Annotated in this window: 16 protein-coding genes and 1 pseudogene; 4 read left to right on the top strand and 13 right to left on the bottom strand. The window is 59.3% G+C overall.

The features are described from left to right. Positions 1-34 precede the first annotated feature (34 nt). Together treB and treR are read right to left on the bottom strand one after the other, a co-directional pair. Positions 35-1453, bottom strand: coding sequence for a PTS trehalose transporter subunit IIBC (gene treB / locus ACMWKK_RS09020; RefSeq protein WP_045331760.1), 1419 nt, complete (start codon positions 1451-1453; stop codon positions 35-37). Positions 1454-1578: 125 nt separating this feature from the next. Continuing rightward, a complete protein-coding gene (gene treR, locus ACMWKK_RS09015) occupies positions 1579-2526 on the bottom strand; it encodes a trehalose operon repressor TreR (RefSeq protein ID WP_045331748.1) in 948 nt (315 codons plus the stop codon). Positions 2527-2917: 391 nt separating this feature from the next. On the opposite strand from treR, the gene mgtA reads away from it, so the two are divergent. Continuing rightward, positions 2918-5626 carry a magnesium-translocating P-type ATPase gene (gene mgtA / locus ACMWKK_RS09010; protein ID WP_112780468.1) on the top strand — a complete coding sequence of 903 codons (2709 nt, stop codon included), beginning with the start codon at positions 2918-2920 and terminating at the stop codon, positions 5624-5626. Between the two features lie 200 nt (positions 5627-5826). Beyond that, the gene (locus tag ACMWKK_RS09005; protein WP_112780451.1) at positions 5827-8211 is read left to right on the top strand and encodes a beta-N-acetylhexosaminidase; all 2385 of its coding nucleotides are present in this window, start codon (positions 5827-5829) and stop codon (positions 8209-8211) included. Positions 8212-8296: 85 nt separating this feature from the next. On the opposite strand, the gene gbpA is transcribed toward ACMWKK_RS09005, so the two are convergent. The 5 genes from gbpA to ACMWKK_RS08980 form a co-directional block, all read right to left on the bottom strand. Beyond that, a complete protein-coding gene (gbpA, locus tag ACMWKK_RS09000; protein ID WP_112780452.1) occupies positions 8297-9748 on the bottom strand; it encodes an N-acetylglucosamine-binding protein GbpA in 1452 nt (483 codons plus the stop codon). Positions 9749-9879: 131 nt separating this feature from the next. Further along, positions 9880-10266 carry a 2-iminobutanoate/2-iminopropanoate deaminase gene (ridA, locus tag ACMWKK_RS08995; RefSeq protein WP_003863373.1) on the bottom strand — a complete coding sequence of 129 codons (387 nt, stop codon included), beginning with the start codon at positions 10264-10266 and terminating at the stop codon, positions 9880-9882. 73 nt (positions 10267-10339) lie between these two features. Further along, positions 10340-10801 (bottom strand): aspartate carbamoyltransferase regulatory subunit, encoded by a 462-nt coding sequence (gene pyrI / locus ACMWKK_RS08990; RefSeq protein ID WP_112780453.1) that lies wholly within the window; start codon positions 10799-10801, stop codon positions 10340-10342. 12 nt (positions 10802-10813) lie between these two features. Then, positions 10814-11746, bottom strand: a complete 933-nt coding sequence (pyrB, locus tag ACMWKK_RS08985; RefSeq protein ID WP_112780454.1) for an aspartate carbamoyltransferase — start codon at positions 11744-11746, stop codon at positions 10814-10816. A 34-nt stretch (positions 11747-11780) separates the two neighbouring features. Then, a complete protein-coding gene (locus ACMWKK_RS08980; protein ID WP_022646880.1) occupies positions 11781-11885 on the bottom strand; it encodes a pyrBI operon leader peptide in 105 nt (34 codons plus the stop codon). On the opposite strand from ACMWKK_RS08980, the pseudogene ACMWKK_RS08975 reads away from it, so the two are divergent. Next, positions 11865-11982, top strand: a pseudogene (locus tag ACMWKK_RS08975) (hypothetical protein). The gene ACMWKK_RS08980 and the pseudogene ACMWKK_RS08975 sit on opposite strands and share 21 nt — an antisense overlap. Before the next feature lie 3 nt (positions 11983-11985). Here the strand turns inward: ACMWKK_RS08975 and ACMWKK_RS08970 are convergent. From ACMWKK_RS08970 to ACMWKK_RS08945, 6 genes are all read right to left on the bottom strand, one after another. Continuing rightward, complete coding sequence (locus ACMWKK_RS08970) at positions 11986-12465, bottom strand: arginine repressor (protein ID WP_023334317.1); 480 nt, start codon at positions 12463-12465, stop codon at positions 11986-11988. A gap of 75 nt (positions 12466-12540) precedes the next feature. Next, positions 12541-13944: a YfcC family protein gene (locus tag ACMWKK_RS08965; RefSeq protein WP_112780455.1), complete on the bottom strand. Its 1404-nt coding sequence runs from the start codon at positions 13942-13944 to the stop codon at positions 12541-12543. A 47-nt stretch (positions 13945-13991) separates the two neighbouring features. After that, entirely contained in the window at positions 13992-14996 is a 1005-nt protein-coding gene (gene argF, locus ACMWKK_RS08960) for an ornithine carbamoyltransferase (RefSeq protein ID WP_045331738.1), read from the bottom strand. Positions 14997-15125: 129 nt separating this feature from the next. Next, the gene (gene arcC, locus ACMWKK_RS08955) at positions 15126-16037 is read right to left on the bottom strand and encodes a carbamate kinase (protein WP_112780456.1); all 912 of its coding nucleotides are present in this window, start codon (positions 16035-16037) and stop codon (positions 15126-15128) included. Positions 16038-16047: 10 nt separating this feature from the next. After that, positions 16048-17268 carry an arginine deiminase gene (gene arcA, locus ACMWKK_RS08950; RefSeq protein WP_112780457.1) on the bottom strand — a complete coding sequence of 407 codons (1221 nt, stop codon included), beginning with the start codon at positions 17266-17268 and terminating at the stop codon, positions 16048-16050. A gap of 448 nt (positions 17269-17716) precedes the next feature. After that, positions 17717-17965: a hypothetical protein gene (locus ACMWKK_RS08945; RefSeq protein ID WP_139156888.1), complete on the bottom strand. Its 249-nt coding sequence runs from the start codon at positions 17963-17965 to the stop codon at positions 17717-17719. Here ACMWKK_RS08945 and ACMWKK_RS08940 point away from each other — a divergent pair. After that, positions 17942-18394, top strand: a complete 453-nt coding sequence (locus ACMWKK_RS08940; RefSeq protein ID WP_112780458.1) for a YhcH/YjgK/YiaL family protein — start codon at positions 17942-17944, stop codon at positions 18392-18394. The genes ACMWKK_RS08945 and ACMWKK_RS08940 overlap by 24 nt on opposite strands. The last annotated feature ends 58 nt before the right edge of the window (positions 18395-18452 follow it).

Here is an 18452-nt window from a genome sequence, read left to right as displayed (position 1 = left end):
CGAAGGGGCGCAACTGCGCCCCGAAAGAGAAGAATTAAACAATCTGCAGCGAGCCCTGACGGAACTTGCGCTGGTAAACCACGGTGGTGAGCGCCATTGGGACGATAATCGCGATGGCCATCGCCAGGGCAAACACCTGCCAGAAAGCGGGCTGGATGGAGAGAATGCCCGGCAGACCGCCCACGCCAATCCCGTTTGCCATTACGCCGTTCAGTCCGCACACCAGGCCCGCCAGACCGGAACCGATCATCGCGCAGAGCATCGGGAAGCGGTATTTCAGGTTGATACCGTACATCGCCGGTTCGGTGACGCCGAGGTAGGCGGAGATAGCCGCCGGAACGGAGATCTCGCGTTCGTTGTGCTTGCGGCTGACGATGATGATGCCGGTCACCGCGGACGCCTGAGCAATGTTAGACAGGGCGATAATCGGCCAGACCGGCGTGCCGCCGAGGCTCTGGATCATCTGCATATCAATGGCCAGCGTGGTCTGATGCACGCCGGTGATCACCAGCGGGGCGTACAGGAAGCCAAACAGCGCGGCACCAATCGGCGCGAAGCTGCCGGTCATCAGGTGACGCACCGCGAAGGCCACGCCGTCGCCGATCATGCGGCCAAACGGACCGATAAAGGCGTGCGCCAGGAACACCGCCAGAATCAGCGAGCAGACCGGCACCACCACCAGATAGAGGTAATCCGGCACGATGCGCTTCAGGCGCGTTTCGATAAAGCCCAGCGTCAGGCCCGCCAGCAGGGCCGGAATAACCTGCGCCTGATAGCCCACTTTGGCGATGGTAAACAGGCCGAAGTTCCACACCTCAGGCACCTGCTGACCAAGTAAGTAAGCGTTCATTAACTGCGGAGAGACCAGCGTGACGCCCAGCACGATACCGAGGATCGGCGTACCGCCCATCTTGCGCACCGCGGACCAGCAGATCCCAACCGGCAGATAGAAGAAGATCGCCTCGCCAATCAGCCACAGGAAGTCGTAAACGGTTTTCAGCGCCGGATAGATCTGCGCCAGGGTTTTGCCGTCGCTCATCGGCACGTCGCCGATGACGTTACGGAAGCCTAAAATTAAGCCCCCGCTGATCAGCGCGGGCAGGAGCGGGAAGAAAATTTCCGCGAAGTGGGAGATCAGCTGCTCGTGCCACTTCATATTCTGGCGCGCGGCCTTCTTGGCCTGCTCTTTATCCGCCGCGCTATGCCCGGTGGTTGCCAGCAGAGCCTGATAGTAATCGCCCACTTCGGTACCAATGACCACCTGGAACTGACCGGCGTTGGTGAAGCAGCCTTTAACCATGGAAAGTTCTTCAATGGCCTTCGGATCCGCTTTGGCCGGATCGTTCAGCACGAACCGCAGGCGGGTAATGCAATGGCTGACGGTGGCGATGTTTTCGCGGCCGCCGACCAGGACGATCAGCCGATCGATATCTGCTTGTTTGACTTTACTCATCATGAAACCTCATGACAGATGGAAGGGTGTAATGACCTGAGCGCAAGCCTACTCCTTCAGCGTGACGGCGAAAATGGGAACGTTCCCGAAATCGGGCGAAGATCACAATAATCCGTTGGGCGGGGTTAAGAAAGGTGGGCAGGAATGACGATTCGGCGCGGTTCGCTCCGCCCGTTGATCTGCTCGATCAGCTGCGCGGCGGCCTGCCTGCCGGACTCGGCGTAGCCGGGGTCGACGGTAATAATTTCCGGGTGTAAAAACTTCATCAGCGGCGTGCTGCCGACGCTCGCCACCTGCAGGCCGTCGATGCGCTGCTCCTGCAGATATTTACTCGCCCCCAGCGCCAGGGTGTCCGTGGCGCACACCAGCGCGGTGGTTTGCGGGGTCAGAACGCTGGCGACCTGCTCGTACCCCTGCTTCATGCCCAGCCCCGGCAGGGAGGCGACGGCGGAGAGGTTGTGCTTTTTGCAAAACGCCAGGTAGGCCTCATGGCGACGCTTGCCGGTGGTGACGTCCGCGTGGGGCACGCCGAGGAAACTAATGTGGCGATGGCCTTCGTCAAACAGGCGCTGCATAAGAGTGATAATCGCCCCCTCGTCGTCATAGCAGACGGAGGCAAAGCCGTGGGCGTCGCGCGCCATCATGACCAGCGAAGGCTGCCAGGGTTTCAGCATCTCGTCCTTAATGCCGGTAAACCCGAACAGCACCACGCCGTCAATGTTGCGCCGCTGGAGCATGCCCAGATGCTCTTCCACCAGCTGCGGCGAGAACTGGCTCTCCATCATGATCGGGTCATACCCCTGCTCATAGAAGGCGGGCAGCATGGTCTGCACGGCGAGGTTTTCAGACAGAGAGTCCAGACGCGAGACAATAATGGCGACGACTTTGTCACTCTGCCCGCGCATGGCGCGCGCGGAGCGGGAAGGGGAAAAGCCGTGCTGATTCATGACCGCCTCAACGCGCTCGCGGGTGCGTTCGCTGACGCCGCTTTCGTTGTTCAGCACGCGTGAGACGGTCGATTTCCCCACGCCGCTTAAACGCGCGATGTCTTTAATGGTAAGGCGGTTCTGCATGCTGTATTCCCTGTAACAACGACAAAGTGGTCAATTGAGCCTAATGCTATAGCGCGATTTCGCTATGGGCAAAGTCTGGTTTACGTTCGGTTTATTTGCCGGGGGTTATAATACCGCCCGAATGGTCACAAAGGGTACGCTAAAATCCGTATACTGCGCGGCGACACCCTACTTTTTACTTACCGGAGGCTTCATGGATCCCGATCCCACACCTCTCCTGAGCGAGAGCATACGTTCTTTCCGGTAAGCCAGCCTGTTGCTGACTCACCGGTGATGTGAGGCAGCAACGTCCCAAACGTTCCTGCTTGAAAAATTGAGTGCCTCTCAGGTACGGCCTTGCCACGCCTGAAGGAAATGCTGCGTCCGCATTCGCGGATGCGGAGGAATGATTATGTTTAAAAATATCACCCGGCAGCTGCAGGCCCTGCTGAGCCGCCACCTGCCACACCGCCTTGTTCAGCGCGACCCGCTGCCCAATGCCAAAAATATGGCGGGCACCGCGATCCCCGCGTCCCTGACCGAGCGCTGCCTCAACGTGGCGGCGATGGATGAAAACGAGGTCTGGCGCGCCTTTGGCGGACACCCGGAAGGGCTGAACGCGGCCGAAGTGGAGAAAATTCGCGCCGTTCATGGCGATAACCAGATCCCGGCGCAAAAGCCGTCTCCGTGGTGGGTACACCTGTGGCTCTGCTACCGCAACCCGTTCAACCTGCTGCTGACGGTGCTCGGCCTTATCTCCTACGCGACGGAAGATCTGTTTGCCGCAGGGGTGATTGCCCTGATGGTGGGGATTTCCACGCTGCTGAACTTCATTCAGGAGGCCCGCTCTACTAAAGCGGCGGACGCCCTGAAGGCAATGGTCAGCAACACCGCGACCGTCTCGCGCGTGATTAACGATCTCGGCGAAAACGCCTGGGTGGAGCTGCCAATCGACCAGCTGGTGCCGGGCGATCTGGTGAAGCTGGCCGCGGGGGACATGATCCCGGCGGATTTACGCATCATCCAGGCGCGCGATCTGTTCGTGGCCCAGGCCTCGCTGACCGGGGAATCCCTGCCCGTTGAAAAGGTGGCGCGCAGCCGCGACCCGCAGCAGATGAACCCGCTCGAGTGCGACACCCTGTGCTTTATGGGCACCACGGTGGTCAGCGGCACCGCGCAGGCGATTGTCACCGCCACCGGGGGCAACACCTGGTTTGGCCAGCTTGCCGGGCGCGTCAGCGAGCAGGAGAGCGAGCCGAACGCCTTCCAGAAAGGGATTGGCCGCGTCAGCATGCTGCTGATCCGCTTTATGATGGTGATGACGCCCATCGTGCTGCTGATTAACGGCTACACCAAAGGCGACTGGTGGGAAGCGGCGCTGTTTGCGCTCTCCGTGGCCGTCGGCTTAACGCCGGAAATGCTGCCGATGATTGTCACCTCCACGCTGGCGCGCGGGGCGGTGAAGCTCTCTAAACAGAAGGTGATCGTCAAACACCTCGACGCCATTCAAAACTTTGGCGCGATGGACATTCTCTGCACCGATAAAACCGGCACCCTGACTCAGGACAAAATCGTGCTGGAGAACCACACCGATATCTCCGGCAAAACCAGCGAGCGCGTGCTGCACAGCGCGTGGCTGAACAGCCACTATCAGACCGGGCTGAAAAACCTGCTCGACGTCGCGGTGCTGGAAGGGGTCGATGAAGAGTCCGCCCGCACGCTCTCCGGCCGCTGGCAGAAGGTGGACGAAATCCCGTTCGACTTCGAGCGCCGCCGCATGTCGGTGGTGGTGAGCGAGCAGCAGGAGGTTCACCAGCTGATCTGCAAAGGCGCGCTGCAGGAGATCCTCAACGTGTCGACGCAGGTGCGCTATAACGGCGACATCGTGCCGCTGGACGACACCATGCTGCGCCGCATCAAGCGCGTCACCGACAACCTGAACCGTCAGGGGCTGCGCGTGGTGGCGGTGGCGAGCAAGTTTCTGCCCGCGCGGGAGGGGGACTATCAGCGTATCGACGAGTCCGATCTGATCCTCGAGGGCTACATTGCCTTCCTCGATCCGCCGAAAGAGACCACCGCACCGGCGCTGAAGGCGCTGAAGGCGAGCGGTATCACCGTCAAAATTCTCACCGGCGACAGCGAGCTGGTGGCCGCGAAGGTGTGCCACGAAGTGGGGCTGGACGCGGGCGACGTGGTGGTGGGGAGCGACATTGAGCACCTGTCCGACGACCAGCTGGCGAAACTGGCGCAGCGCACCACGCTGTTTGCCCGCCTGACGCCGATGCACAAAGAGCGCATCGTCACCCTGCTCAAGCGCGAAGGGCACGTGGTGGGCTTTATGGGTGACGGCATCAACGACGCGCCCGCGCTGCGTGCGGCGGACATCGGTATCTCCGTCGATGGCGCGGTGGATATCGCCCGCGAGGCGGCGGATATCATTCTGCTGGAAAAGAGCCTGATGGTGCTGGAGGAGGGCGTGATCGAAGGGCGTCGCACCTTCGCCAACATGCTCAAGTACATCAAGATGACCGCCAGCTCCAACTTCGGCAACGTCTTCAGCGTGCTGGTGGCGAGCGCGTTCCTGCCGTTCCTGCCGATGCTGCCGCTGCACCTGCTGATCCAGAACCTGATGTACGATGTCTCTCAGGTGGCGATCCCGTTTGATAACGTGGATGACGAGCAGATCCAGAAGCCGCAGCACTGGAACCCGGCGGATCTCGGGCGCTTTATGCTGTTCTTTGGCCCGATCAGCTCCATCTTCGACATCCTGACCTTCTGCCTGATGTGGTTTGTGTTCCACGCCAACACACCGGAACATCAGACGCTGTTCCAGTCCGGCTGGTTCGTGGTGGGGCTGCTGTCGCAGACGCTGATTGTGCATATGATCCGCACCCGCCGCATTCCGTTCATCCAGAGCCGCGCCGCGTGGCCGCTGATTGTGATGACGGGGATTGTGATGGTGCTCGGCATCGCGCTGCCGTTCTCACCGCTGGCAAGCTATCTGCAGCTGCAGGCGCTGCCGCTGAGCTACTTCCCGTGGCTGGTGGCGATCCTCGCGGGCTACATGGTGCTGACGCAGATGGTGAAAGGGTTCTATGCGCGTCGGTATGGGTGGCAGTAACGGCAAGCCCGGTGGCGCTGCGCTTACCGGGCCTACGTTCGGATCGTAGGCCGGGTAAGGCGCAACCGCCACCCGGCAGATAGCTTTCCTCCCAAATTCAACAACCTGTGATCTCCGTCGGCGCATTCGCTTGACGACAATTTGAGCGCATGTTAACAGAATGTTTTGCCTTTATTTGGCCCGTCAGATAAGGAACATTCATGTTACGGTACAGTCTCTTAACCGCCGGGCTGATGCTCGGCGCCTCTGCCTTTGCCGCCCCGGCAGGGGATCTCCCTTTAATGCCCTGGCCTGCAAAGGTCGAACGCCCGACGACCCAGGGCGCGCTGGTGCTCGGCAACGGCCTATCCATCAGCGTCAGCGGGGACGATCTCGGTGACGCCGCCAGCCGCCTGCGCCAGCGCATCGCCCTGCAAACCGGCTGGACGCTGCAGCCGCAGGCTGAAAAGCCCGACAAACCGACGATCCGCATCGCCATCGCGAAAAAGGTAAAACCGCAGCCGCTGCCGGACAGCGATGAAAGATACAGGCTTACGGTGGATGCCAACGGTGTGAACATCTCCGCCAACACCCGCTTCGGCGCACTGCGCGCCATGGAAACCCTGCTCCAGCTGGTGCAGAACGGCGCGGAAAACACCTCGCTGCCGTGGGTGACCATTGAAGATTCGCCGCGCTTCCCGTGGCGCGGGCTGCTGCTGGACTCGGCGCGCCACTTCATTCCGCTGCCGGATATCAAACGGCAGATCGACGGCATGGCCGCCGCCAAGCTCAACGTCCTGCACTGGCACTTAACCGACGATCAGGGCTGGCGCTTCAGCTCGACGCGCTACCCAAAGCTGACGCAGCTTGCCAGCGACGGGCTGTTCTACACGCCGGAACAGATGCGTGAGGTTGTGCGCTACGCCGCCGAGCGCGGCATTCGCGTGGTGCCGGAGATCGACATGCCGGGCCACGCCTCGGCGATTGCCGTGGCCTACCCGGAGCTGATGAGCGCGCCGGGGCCGTACGCCATGGAGCGCCACTGGGGCGTGCTGAAGCCGGTTCTGGATCCCACCAAAGAGGCAACTTACGCCTTTGCTGACGCGATGGTCAGCGAACTGGCGGCGATCTTCCCCGATCCGTATCTGCACATCGGCGGCGACGAGGTGGATGACAGCCAGTGGAAAGCGAACCCGGCCATCCAGCAGTTTATGCGCGACAAAAAGCTGGCGGACAGCCACGCGCTGCAGGCCTATTTCAACCGCAGGCTGGAGACGATCCTCGAAAAACATCATCGGCAGATGGTCGGCTGGGACGAGATCTACCATCCCGATCTGCCGAAAAGCATTCTGATCCAGTCCTGGCAGGGGCAGGACGCGCTGGGTCAGGTGGCGCAGAACGGCTACAAGGGTATTCTCTCGACGGGCTTCTATCTCGACCAGCCTCAGTCAACCGCCTATCACTACCGCAACGAGATCGTCCCGCAGGGGCTGAACGGCGTGGACGTCATAGCCGACACCGACAGCGCCCAGAGCTGGGCCTTTTCCATGCCGCGCCTGAAGGGCAAGCCGGTGGAAGGGAGCTTTACCCTGGTGAAAGGGGATGCGGGCTGGCGCGGGTTTATTGATTTTGCCGGGAAATCCCGCCGCGCGGTGCAGAACATCGACTGGCGCGACGACAGCCAGGTGACGTTTACCGTTGATACCTGGATGGGCGAAACGCGCCCGGTTGTGACCGTCGATAACGATAAACTCTCCGGCTATTTCCTTGTCGGGAATACCCGCTACCCGATTAGCGGCACGCGTCTGGACGACGTGCCGAAAGGCACGCCCCCCGTCGTGCCGGACGCGGCGAACCAGGCCAACCTGCTCGGCGGCGAGGCCGCGCTGTGGGCAGAAAACGTGGTGGCGCCGGTGCTGGACGTTCGCCTGTGGCCGCGCACCTTTGCGGTGGCGGAGCGGCTGTGGTCCGCCCGGGACGTCAACGATGTCGACAACATGTACACCCGCCTGCAGGCGATGGACAGCTGGTCGACGGTATCGGTCGGGCTGCAGCAGCATACCCAGCAGCAGGTGCAGTTCACGCGCCTTGCGGGCAATGCCGACACCCTGCCGCTGCAGATCCTCGCGCAGGCGATTGAGCCCGCGCAGTACTACACCCGCCAGCACCTGAAGTTCCAGGCCGGAAACTATCATCAGTTCGAGCCGCTCAACCGCTTTGCCGATGCGCTTAACGCCGAAAGCGCCACCGTGCGCCAGATGCACAGGTGGGCGAACCGGCTGGTGAGCGACGCGGAAGATACGGAAAGTGCCGACGCGCTGCGCCACGTCTTTAACCGCTGGCAGAGCAACACCAGCGACGCGCTGGCGCTCAGCGAAAACAGCTATCAGCTGAAGGCCGTTAAGCCGGTGATTCAGGAGGTGGATAAGCTGGCGTCGATTGGCCTGCGGCTCACCGACCTGGTGGCGCGTCAGGGGACGCTGGACGATAAGGAGATTGCGTCGATTCAGCGCGAGCTGGATAACGCGGCAAAGGTGCAGGACGAAGTGGTCATTGCGGCGGTCTATCCGCTCGAGACGCTGCTCAGAGCGACGCGAAACCAGTAACATAAGCGCCCGGTGGCGCTACGCTTACCGGGCCTACGAGACGTGTAGGCCCGGCAAACGAAGTGCCGCCGGGCGTAAAGGCAACTCAGTTCTTCAATATCCACGCCTCTTTCCAGTGTGAACCCACGCCGGGTTCGAACTGGGTGGCGGTCGTGCTGTACTGCTTGCAGTACCCGCTGTACGGGAACGGCTTGCACTCATAGGTCTTACCGTCTTTAGGCTGCAACACCACGGTGCCCGCCTTATAAGAGGCAACGTTATCCGGGAAGATAAAATCAGATTTACCGGTATTGCCGGAGGCGGCTTCACCTTCGAGCATCATATCCAGCACGTCCTGCGCGAACAGGGTGCCGGCTTTATTGGTGGCGTAGTATTTCAGCATGTGGTGCCCTGGCGTGACGTTTGTCAGGTTCATGGTCACGTCCTGGCTGCTGTTATTCATATCCTGCTTAAGGTAGCCTTTTTCCGCCCCGGGATGGTTTAACACGTGCGCTTCAACGTTCACGTCACCCTGCGTATTGACGTGGAATGTCACCGTCGCGGCACCGTTAATCACTTTGCTGTAATGCAGGTCAGTCACGGCGATGGACTCATTCACCACTGCTTTTTGCTCTTCATAAGAAATCGCCACCGACTTCAGCGTGCTGCCCTCTTTTACGAAAACGCCGTTTGCGCCGTGAACCGGGTTAACGTCTCCGCTTTCATCCTTCACGCCGACGCGCACGTCGCTGTGGGCGCTGTTAATTTTTTGCGCCAGATCGTAAGCCCACTGGTTGGCATCGCCCTGTTGAGGCGAGGCGATGGTTAGCCCGGTCGCCATGGAGGCGATTTCGCCATTGGCATCGAAGAAGCGGGCAATCACCTTATCGCCCACGTTGAGGTTGTTACCCGCGACCTGGCCGCTCAGCGTTTTGCGCCAGACGGAGGCTGCGGCCGGGGTTTCATCCGGCGTGACGCTGCCGCCGTTGCCGAAATCCACGTCAATGGCCTGATAGAAGCTGTTGGCGGTATCGGCAATTTCCCACACGCCGTAAATTACCTGATAACCGGTACGTTCCGGCACGTTACAGTTCATCGACTGGGTCATTGCGGGTGCCTGGCCGTTGCCGTTCACCGTGCAAAACGGCGTTAAGTCGAACTGATCGCGGGTCAGCGGCTTGTTCGGATTCCAGTTTTGTTTGGTGATGTAATAACGCCAGTTGGTGGTTTTGTGCGGCGCGGTGTGGTGCCAGACAAACTGATGCACCCCGGCGGTCATCGGCGTTTTGGTCCAGGCATTCTGGCTTTGCTTATCAAGCTGGGAGTAGTTGGCAATCCCGGCGCTGGCGAGTTCGCCATCCGGCGGCAGGTTCCCTGACGGGAAACCGGAGGCCCGTTCTACGCTCTGGGGTTCATATTCCACCAGACCGCAGTCAATATTTTGTCCCTGTTTGCACATATAAGCGCGGCTGGCGGGAGATTCGATATAGCCGTGCGCCAGCGCAGAAGAGGCAACCGTGAAGGTTGCTACAGCCAACGCAATGCTGGAGATTTTCATTTTTAGTCCGAAGCGGGAATTGAAGGTGTGCGAGTGTATTGATTCCCTGACCGCGCCGTCATCGTCTTGCGAAGGTAAAAATAGTCAAAATAAAAAAGGCAGCCGAAGCTGCCCTGTATAACTGAAATGAATTAGCGGCGTACGGCAATCGCTTCAATTTCAATTTTCACGTCTTTTGGCAGACGCGCGACTTCCACGCAGGAGCGCGCCGGGAAGGTGGCGTTGTGCTCGGTGAAGAAGGCTTCGTAAGTAGCGTTAACGGTTGCGAAGTCGTTCAGATCTTTCACGAAAACGGTGGTTTTCACGATGTCGCCTACTTTCAGTCCGGCAGATTCAACGATAGCCTGCACGTTTTCCAGCGACTGGCGCGCCTGCGCCGCAACGTCGGCTGGCACTTCGCCGGTTTTTGGGTTCACCGGGATCTGACCTGAGGTAATGATCATGCTGCCCAGATCAACGCCCTGAACGTAAGGGCCGATAGCGGCTGGTGCATTTTCCGTCGCGAGTACTTTGCTCATGTTTTCTCCAGAATGACAGCGTTAAGAATGTTCCCGGCCATTATAACAGCCGGGATTTCATTACCAACCTCAATTAGTTGGCCAGCACCACATAATGAGAAAACTCTTTTTCGCAGTATTTGCATTTGAGCGCGATGTCATCGGCGCGTTTTTTCACTGCAAAGCTGGAGGAAACCGGCTCAGCATGACTGATGCAGTTGCTGTTCGGGCAGACCAGCACGCGCTCGATGCGATGCGGCAGGCTCGGGCGGGATTTGCCGACCACTTCATACTCGTCGATGCGGTTGACGGTGGCGTCCGGCGCGTACAGCGACAGCTGGTTTACCTGCTCGTCGGTCAGGAAGGTGTTCTCGATTTTAATCAGGTCCTTGCGGCCCATCTCGCCCGACGGCAGGTTCAGGCCGATGGTGATGCGCTGGTCGGTTTCGGTCAGCTTGAACAGCGTCAGCAGCTTAAAGCCCACCCGGGCAGGGATATGGTCAATCACGGTGCCACGCTTGATGGCTTCAACCTGGAGTTTGTTATCGTGCGTCATGGTCGTCTCCCCTTACAGAGCTAAGTCGCGATTCAGAACCAGTGCCAGTAGCGCCTGGCGAGCGAAAATGCCGTTCCCGGCCTGCTGGAAGTACCAGGCGTGCGGCGTTTTGTCCACGTCTGTGGCGATCTCATCGATGCGCGGCAGCGGGTGCAGCACCTTCATGTTGTCGCGCGCGCCCTCGAGGTCGCTGGCGCGCAGCACGAACTGCGCCTTCACGTTGGCGTACTCGGACGGGTCCAGGCGCTCTTTCTGCACGCGGGTCATATAAAGAATATCCACGTGGCTCATCACCTCTTCGATGCTGGCGTGCAGGCTCCACTGGATGCCTTTCTCGTCCAGCATGTCGAGAATGTATTGCGGCATCGCCAGCGCGTCCGGGGCGATGAAGAAGAAGCGGTTACCGTTAAATTTCGCCAGCGCCTGGGTGAGGGAGTGAACGGTGCGGCCGTATTTCAGGTCGCCGACCATCGCGATATTCAGGTTCTCGAGCTTGCCCTGGGTCTCCTGAATGGTGAACAGATCCAGCAGGGTTTGCGTCGGGTGCTGGTTAGCACCGTCACCGGCGTTCAGCACCGGAATGCCGCCGGAGAATTCGGTTGCCAGACGCGCCGCGCCCTCCTGCGGATGACGCATCACAATCGCGTCGACGTAGGTGCTAATCACTGAAATGGTATCCGCCAGGGTTTCGCCTTTTTTACCCAGCGACGTGTTGCTGCTGTCCGAGAATCCCACCACGCTCGCGCCCAGGCGGTGCATGGAGGTCTCGAAGGAGAGGCGGGTGCGGGTCGAGGCTTCAAAGAAGCAGCTCGCAATCACCTTGTGCTTCAGCAGCTCCGGTTGCGGATTGGCCTTCAGTTTTGCCGCGGTTTCCAGAACCAGTTCCAGCTCTTCGCGGCTGAGGTCGTTTATGGAAATGATGTGTTTTTGATAAAGCGGATTCATGTTTATCTCCTGACGCCGGGCAAAAAAAAGCCCCTCAAATGAGGGGCTCTGGGAATAGGTTTAGCAACGGGAAGAAAAACGGCAGGCCAGCGTCTGATTTCAGACGCGGTAAGACGTTATGTCGTACACGCTTGACCATGCTTCCTCCCGGCAAATTGTCGGGCATTATACGCAGCTCGCTTTTCGGATCAAGCGATTTAATGCACGCTTTACTCAGTGCAAACGGTTCTTTGTGAATATTAATGCGTTCTGAGTAAATAATTAATTTGCTTGTGCACCAGCGCGGTGCGCTTCACCACCCGGGGTGCGACCCAGACGATACTGCTGCCCGCCACCACGCCTAAAATCTCCGGGAGCTGGTGATAATCCAGAATTCGCGCCACCGCGCGGCCATATCCGGCGACGGTATGCACAAGGATAAACTCGCTATTGTGCTCGACGCTGACCACCATTTCGGACACGGTACGCGCGGCGTCGGGGGCCGGGCGCAGCTGGGGATTCAGCGAATAAATCTTTAGCCCTTTGGCATTTCGAATTTTTATGACGCCGAGCAATTTAAGCAGACGTGAAACGGTGGACTGGCTGATGGTTTCAAAACCACGCTCCTGCAAATCCCGGCGGATCTCCTCCTGAGAGAGATAACTCTTTTCTGCGATCAGGCGCTGGCAGACCGTCAGCTGTAACTGTTCTTTTGGAGAGTAATCACCATATTCCGTCATAACTATTTCTCATGTAAGTGGCTGAAACAAAACGCCCGGTGGCGCTACGCTTACCGGGCCTACAACTTCAAAACATCACATCATTGCCCCCAGGCTCAACGCCACCATGATCACCACCGTCAGGATCCCCAGCAGCGGCGCCACCCATTTCAGATAACGCACGTAGGGCACGCGGGCGATAGCCAGCCCGCCCATGACCACCGCCGAGGTCGGCGTGACCAGGTTAACGATGCCGGAAGCGGACTGGTAAGCGGTTACCACCAGGTCGCGGTTGACGTTAGCGAAATCGGCAAGCGGTGCCATGATCGGCATCGTCAGAACGGCCAGGCCGGATGAAGAAGGCACAAGAAACGACAGCACGACCTCCAGCCAGTACATCACGTTGATAAACGCCACCGTGGACAACCCGCTGACCAGACCTTCCGCGCTGTGCAAAATGGTGTGGGTAATCATGCCCTTATCCATAATGACTACGATACCGCGCGCGATGCCGATAATCAGCGCGACGCCCAGCAAATCTCGCGCGCCGTTGATAAACGTAGACGTCAGCTCCTCTTCGCTCATCCGCGCAATCAGCCCGACGATAATCGCGCTGGCGAGAAACACCGCCGAGATCTCCGCCATCCACCACCCGAGCACCGCCACGCCGTAGATCATGACCGCGAAGGCGAGGGCGAAAATCACCAGGATGAGTTTGCGCACCGGGGTGAATTCCAGCGACTGTTCGCCCTTGTTGCCGAGGAAGTGGGCGCGGTTCTCCTCCTGCTTATCCGCGACGATAGAGAGTGAAGGATCCTTGCGCACCCTGCGGGCGTAACGCATGACCCACGCCACGCAGATGATCCAGCCGATGACCAGCAGCGCCACGCGCAGGGCGATGCCGTTGGTGAAGGGGATCCCGGCGGCGTTGGCGGCGATCACCGTCGCGAACGGGTTGATGGTGGAGCCGAGCGTGCCGATCCCCGCCCCGAGCAGCACGGTAGAGGCGGCGACCACCGGATCGAACCGGGCGGCCAGCATTACCGGCACCAGCAGGGTATAGAACGGCAGGGATTCTTCGGCCATGCCGTAAATCGTGCCGCCCGCGGCAAACAGCGCCATCAGGATCGGGATCATCCACTCCTCGCGCCCGCGCAGCCGGGTGGTAACGCGCTCGATCCCGGCGTCAATCGCGCCGGTTTTGGTGACGATCCCGAGAAATCCCCCGATGATCAGGATAAACAGCGCCACGTCGATCGCCCCGGCCTGGCCGGAAACCGGATCGTACAGCCCGGCAATGGGCGCCATCAGGACGGAAACCAGCCCCTGCGGATGGGCCGCCACGTGCGCGTAGGTGCCGGCAATCGGGACCTCTTTGCCGAGGGTCTCGTTCATTGCCATCTGGTACTGACCGGCGGGGACGACCCAGCTCAGCGCCGCCACAACGGCAATCAGAAAAAAGAGAATGGTGTAAGCGGAGGGAAACTTAAACTTGCCCATGATGTTCTCCTTAAACCCGGCGCACCCCGCGGCGCGCCGGGCGGTGATTAGTCGCCGAGTGTCGCCACCATGACCGCTTTAATGGTGTGCATGCGGTTCTCCGCTTCGTCGAAGACGATGGAGTTTGGCGATTCGAAGACCTCTTCCGTCACCTCCAGCCCCTTCAGCCCATAGGCCATCTCGATCTCGCGGCCCACTTTGGTGTGCTCGTTGTGGAATGCGGGCAGGCAGTGCATGAACTTGACGTTCGGGTTGCCGGTGGCCTTCATCACGTCCGCATTGATCTGATACGGCTTCATCAGGCTGACGCGCTCGGCCCAGGCCTCCTTCGGCTCGCCCATGGAGACCCACACGTCGGTGTAGAGGAAATCGGCCCCGCGAACGCCTTCTTCCACGTCGTCGGTGAGGGTGATGCGCGCGCCCGTCTCTTTGGCGATGGCGCGGCACTGCTCAACCAGCCCGGCTTCCGGCCAGAAGGATTTCGGTGCCACGAGGCGGATATCCATTCCCATCTTGGCCGCACCGACCATCAGCGAGTTGCCCATGTTGTTGCGGGCGTCGCCGAGATAGGCAAAGCTCAGCTCCGGCAGGGTTTTGCCCGGCGCGTGCTCCAGCATGGTCATCAGGTCAGCCAGGATCTGCGTCGGGTGGAACTCGTCGGTCAGGCCGTTCCACACCGGCACGCCCGCGTACTCGCCCAGCTCCTCGACGATGGCCTGGCCGTAGCCGCGGTATTCGATGCCGTCGTACATCCGGCCCAGCACGCGGGCAGTGTCCTTCATCGACTCTTTATGGCCGATCTGCGAGCCGCTTGGGCCGAGGTAGGTCACCTGCGCGCCCTGGTCGAATGCGCCCACTTCGAAGGCGCAGCGGGTGCGGGTGGAGGTTTTTTCAAAGATCAGGGCGATGTTTTTCCCGACCAGGGTCTGCTTTTCGCGCCCGGCTTTTTTGGCCGCCTTCAGCTCGATGGCGAGGTCGATCAGGTACTGGATCTCCGCCGGGGTGTAGTCCAGCAGTTTCAGGAAGTTGCGGTTTTTCAGGTTGATGGTCATGTGGGAAATCCTTTTTAAAATTAATGTCTAAGACCTGACCCCTCACCCTAACCCTCTCCCCAAAGGGGCGAGGGGATGGTTTGCTCCCTCTCCCCTGTGGGGAGAGGGCAGGGGTGAGGGGGAAGTTATTCAGTTACGAATCAACGTGCCTTTCTCGCCCGCGAGGATCTCCGCGCCGTCGGCCAGCGCGCCGATCCCGGCTATGCCGTTGCAGGCTTCAACAAACTCGCGGCAGGCGGCCACTTTTGGCCCCATCGATCCGGCGTCGAACTGCATGCCCCTGAGCAGTTCCGGCGTCACCTGCGCCAGCGGACGCTGGGTCGGTTTGCCCCAGTCGAGGTACACCGCGTCGGCATCGGTGAGGATCAGCAGGGCGTCGGCCTCTATCTGGCGGGCCAGCAGGGCGGCGGAGAGGTCTTTGTCGATTACCGCCTCAATCCCGCGATAGCCGTTGGCGTTCTCCACCACCGGCACGCCGCCGCCGCCGTTGCAGATCACCAGGTGGTCGCGCTGGATCAGCGCCGTGATGGCGTCGCTCTCGACGATGCGCTTCGGCTGCGGAGACGGCACCACGCGGCGGACGTAGCTGCCGTCGGCCTTAAACACCCAGCCTTTTTCAGCCGCCAGCGCTTTCGCCTGGGCTTCGCTGTACACCGGCCCGATGTACTTGGTCGGATTGCTAAAGGCAGGGTCGGCGGGGTCCACTTCGACCTGCGTGAGCAGGACGCTTACCTCCCGCTGCGGCAGGCTGTTTTTCAGCGCCTGCTGGAGCATGTAGCCGATCATTCCCTGGCTTTCGGCACCGAGAACGTCCAGCGGGTAGGGCGTCACTTTGTCGTAGGCGCTGTTCTGCAGGGCCAGCAGCCCGACCTGCGGGCCGTTGCCGTGCACCAGCACCACGCGCCACTGCGCCGTCAGCCCGGCGATGGTGCGGGCGGCCTGCTCGATGTTCTGGCGCTGGATCTCCGCTTCAAGCGGCTCGCCGCGCTTCAGCAGCGCGTTGCCGCCGAGGGCCACAACCAGAGTAGGTTTTCGTTCCATGATGGCTCCTTTAAATTCCGTCGCGTTCCAGTGGGCAGCTCATGCAGCGCGCGCCGCCGCGGCCGCGTCCGAGTTCGTCACCTGGTATCGGCAGCACGGTAATGCCCGCTTTGTCGTACTTCTCGTTGGTCCAGACGTTGCGCTCGTAGCCGATCACCACGCCCGGGCGGATGGTCAGCACGTTGTTGGCGTCGTTCCACTGCTCGCGTTCGGCCTCAAAGGCGTCGCCGCCGGTGGTGATCAGGCGCACCTGGGTAATGCCGAGCGCCTTCTCGATGGCGTGCAGCAGGTCGGTTTCCTGGGTGCGCAGCAGCCCGCCGCGTCCGTCCGGGGTGAGCGTCCAGCACTGGGCGTCCTTGCGCACCACTTCCGGGTAGACGGAGAAGGTATCCACGTCGATGTGGGTCATCACGGTATCAAGGTGCATGCAGGAGCGGTGTTTTGGCAGCTCAACGGCGATCACGCGCTCGGCCTGACGGTGTTTGAACAGGCTGTTGGCGAGGAACTCCACGCCCTGCGGCGTCGTGCGCTCGGACATGCCGATCAGCACCGCCCCGCGGCCAATGACCAATACGTCGCCGCCTTCCAGGGTGGCGTGGTCGTAATTAATATTCTCGTCGCCGAAATACTTAATAAAATCGCCGTCGGCAAACGCCGGGTGCCAGCGATATATTGCCCGCAGATTATTGGTTTCACGCTGGCGCGCCGGTTTAGCCATCGGGTTAATAGAGACGCCGTTATATATCCAGCAGGAGGTATCGCGGGTAAATAAATGGTTCGGCAGCGGCTTCATAATAAAGTCATTCGCCGTGTGGGTATCCACCACCATATTTTTAATGGCTGCCGGAATTTCGCCGTAGGTTAATCCGCCACTTAATCTGCGCGCTAGTTCCCGGTGCGGCATATCTGCCAGCCAGCCGCGCACGTCGCCGGCAAAGGTTGGCCCGAGGCGGTAGTCGGAGATTTGCGTCTCCAGGAGCCACGCTTTGGCTTCTGCAATATCAAGGGTTTGAGTGAGAAGGTCGGTCAACAGCAGGACTTCCACACCCTGCTCGCGCAGCGTGTTTGCGAAGATGTCATGCTCTTCACCCGCCCGTTCAACCGAGAGCACGTCATCGAATAGCAGCTCCTGACAGTTTGATGGCGTTAAGCGTTTCAGACTTAAATTTGGGCGGTGCAGCATAACGCTACGCAATTGACCAATTTCAGAACCGACGTAATGCTTTTCCATAATTATTCCTTTAACTGTTTTTCAGAATAAAAAGGGCATGCGCCATGTCATGTATTAATTTCATGGCGGCTAAGCTCAATTGATTTCGTGATTCATACTAGGCAGTTAAATAATCCGTATTGTGATATCGCTCACGCGAAAACGGATATTAAGGGGTTTGTTTTCATTTGCATGATTCGCATCAGATAATGATTAATTTCATATTATTGCAGGGTGAATAGCTAAGCAGGATCCCGTGGCATTATTTGGGGTTGTTATTATTTTGTAGATTTTAATCTTTTGAAATAAGTTGTTATGTGTTTGATTTTAAATGATAAATATCATGAGTTGGAATGGCTATGCAATTAACGTAATTAACTATTTTTGACTTAAGAAAAATCAATAAATAATTATGGTTTTTTAGAGCAAATTATCAAAACAGTAAAGTGTGAGACGGCAAGGAGTTTTGTTAATTAAAGCGAACGATCAACAGGTTAGAGCGGTCGCGTGGCAAGCGTTTATCAAGGTTATGCATAACCCCTGCATAATTGCCGGGAAGGATTAACAGAGAATTAACACCTTTTCCGATAAACATGCGCTCGCGCAAACCTCTTCCAAAAAGGGCTGGTATGGCAGCCTGGATTCTCGTATAAGAGATGAAAATGAAACGTTGTTTTATATCGAGGGTTTTCGCATGATCATTGGCAACATCCACCATCTCCAGCCCTGGCTGCCGGACGCGCTGCGCCAGGCCATTGAGCACGTCAAAAGCCACGTCACCGACGCGACGCCGCTCGGGAAACATGACATCAACGGCAACAGCCTGTTTTATCTGGTTTCGGAGGACATCACTCAGCCGTTTGCCGATCGCCGCGCCGAGTACCATGCGCGCTATCTGGATATCCAGATCGTAATGAAGGGCCAGGAGGGGATGACCTTCAGCACCCTGCCGCACGGCACGCCGGACACCGACTGGCTGGCGGACAAAGACATCGCGTTCCTGCCGGAAGGCGAGCAGGAGAAAACCGTGGTGCTAAGCGAAGGGGATTTCGTGGTGTTCTGGCCGGGCGAAGTGCACAAGCCGCTGTGCGCGGTAGGAGCACCGGCGAAAGTGCGTAAGGTTGTGGTGAAGATGCTGGTGGAGTGACCTTTACCCCTCACCCTAACCCTCTCCCCACAGGGGAGAGGGGCCTGCACCGAGCCGG

It is taken from the genome of Enterobacter sp. 01-M-03-SI-ECC (genome assembly GCF_047530215.1).
In the GTDB taxonomy this organism is placed as follows: domain Bacteria; phylum Pseudomonadota; class Gammaproteobacteria; order Enterobacterales; family Enterobacteriaceae; genus Enterobacter; species Enterobacter chengduensis.
The sequence above is the reverse complement of the archived record's forward strand: the minus strand, read 5'-3'. Positions and strand labels throughout refer to the sequence as shown.

Excerpts from the sequence above, each read along its gene's own strand:
- treB (WP_045331760.1), bottom strand. The coding sequence starts at position 1,453 with ATGAGTAAAGTCAAACAAGCAGATATCGATCGGCTGATCGTCCTGGTC.
- treR (WP_045331748.1), bottom strand. The coding sequence starts at position 2,526 with ATGCAGAACCGCCTTACCATTAAAGACATCGCGCGTTTAAGCGGCGTG.
- mgtA (WP_112780468.1), top strand. The coding sequence starts at position 2,918 with ATGTTTAAAAATATCACCCGGCAGCTGCAGGCCCTGCTGAGCCGCCAC.
- ACMWKK_RS09005 (WP_112780451.1), top strand. The coding sequence starts at position 5,827 with ATGTTACGGTACAGTCTCTTAACCGCCGGGCTGATGCTCGGCGCCTCT.
- gbpA (WP_112780452.1), bottom strand. The coding sequence starts at position 9,748 with ATGAAAATCTCCAGCATTGCGTTGGCTGTAGCAACCTTCACGGTTGCC.
- ridA (WP_003863373.1), bottom strand. The coding sequence starts at position 10,266 with ATGAGCAAAGTACTCGCGACGGAAAATGCACCAGCCGCTATCGGCCCT.
- pyrI (WP_112780453.1), bottom strand. The coding sequence starts at position 10,801 with ATGACGCACGATAACAAACTCCAGGTTGAAGCCATCAAGCGTGGCACC.
- pyrB (WP_112780454.1), bottom strand. The coding sequence starts at position 11,746 with ATGAATCCGCTTTATCAAAAACACATCATTTCCATAAACGACCTCAGC.
- ACMWKK_RS08980 (WP_022646880.1), bottom strand. The coding sequence starts at position 11,885 with ATGGTCAAGCGTGTACGACATAACGTCTTACCGCGTCTGAAATCAGAC.
- ACMWKK_RS08970 (WP_023334317.1), bottom strand. The coding sequence starts at position 12,465 with ATGACGGAATATGGTGATTACTCTCCAAAAGAACAGTTACAGCTGACG.
- ACMWKK_RS08965 (WP_112780455.1), bottom strand. The coding sequence starts at position 13,944 with ATGGGCAAGTTTAAGTTTCCCTCCGCTTACACCATTCTCTTTTTTCTG.
- argF (WP_045331738.1), bottom strand. The coding sequence starts at position 14,996 with ATGACCATCAACCTGAAAAACCGCAACTTCCTGAAACTGCTGGACTAC.
- arcC (WP_112780456.1), bottom strand. The coding sequence starts at position 16,037 with ATGGAACGAAAACCTACTCTGGTTGTGGCCCTCGGCGGCAACGCGCTG.
- arcA (WP_112780457.1), bottom strand. The coding sequence starts at position 17,268 with ATGGAAAAGCATTACGTCGGTTCTGAAATTGGTCAATTGCGTAGCGTT.
- ACMWKK_RS08940 (WP_112780458.1), top strand. The coding sequence starts at position 17,942 with ATGATCATTGGCAACATCCACCATCTCCAGCCCTGGCTGCCGGACGCG.
- ACMWKK_RS08945 (WP_139156888.1), bottom strand. The coding sequence starts at position 17,965 with ATGGTGGATGTTGCCAATGATCATGCGAAAACCCTCGATATAAAACAA.